1 protein-coding gene is annotated in these 610 nt (G+C 45.7%); it reads right to left on the bottom strand.

Going from position 1 to position 610, the window contains the following annotated elements:
* On the bottom strand, positions 1 to 610 hold a 610-nt coding region (locus L2672_RS17245; protein WP_248997064.1), incomplete at both ends, for a cadherin-like domain-containing protein.

Genomic DNA, 610 nt, shown 5'->3' with positions numbered 1-610 from the left:
ATCTGCGTGGTAAAACCATTTACCATCAGGCGTTAAAATTAAGTCTCCATAAGCTCCATGATAGTTATACCCACTCGGATTATGGTCACCAAACATAGCCTCGCCATTATCTGCATCGGTAATGGTTAATTGTCCTGAAGCATAAAGAATTTTTTGTCCGAGAGTTGCAATCCCGGGTTGAGCATAGTCAGGAGATTTATCTTGGCCTGCCGTATTTTCAGTTAATGTTGCAGTATCAACGCCACTGATCACCGCTGCATCACCTACTGCAGCCAAGCTTGTGCTAGCACCTGTGTGCGCTACACCACCATTTCCGTCAACTACGTCATAGGTAAAATGCACTTGGCCGTTGTAGTCTTTATCAGGACTAAAAGTAAAAGTGCCGTCTTGATTGGTGACTATGGTGCCGTGATCGGCCACTAAATTAGCAATATCAAGGTGACCCGCATCATTGTCATCTATGTCTGTAGCATTGGCTAACAAAGCGGCTTTAGTGAGGGTGATGTTTGTGTCTTCAGTGCCTGATGCAAGTTGTACTTCACTGGACACCACTGGCGCGTCATTAGTGCCTGTGACCGCAATAGTTGCTGTTTGTTGTACGCTGCCACCA

Origin of the sequence: Shewanella gaetbuli (assembly GCF_023284065.1) — a bacterium.
Lineage (GTDB): Bacteria > Pseudomonadota > Gammaproteobacteria > Enterobacterales > Shewanellaceae > Shewanella > Shewanella gaetbuli.
This window is presented reverse-complemented; position numbering and strand designations above follow the sequence as displayed.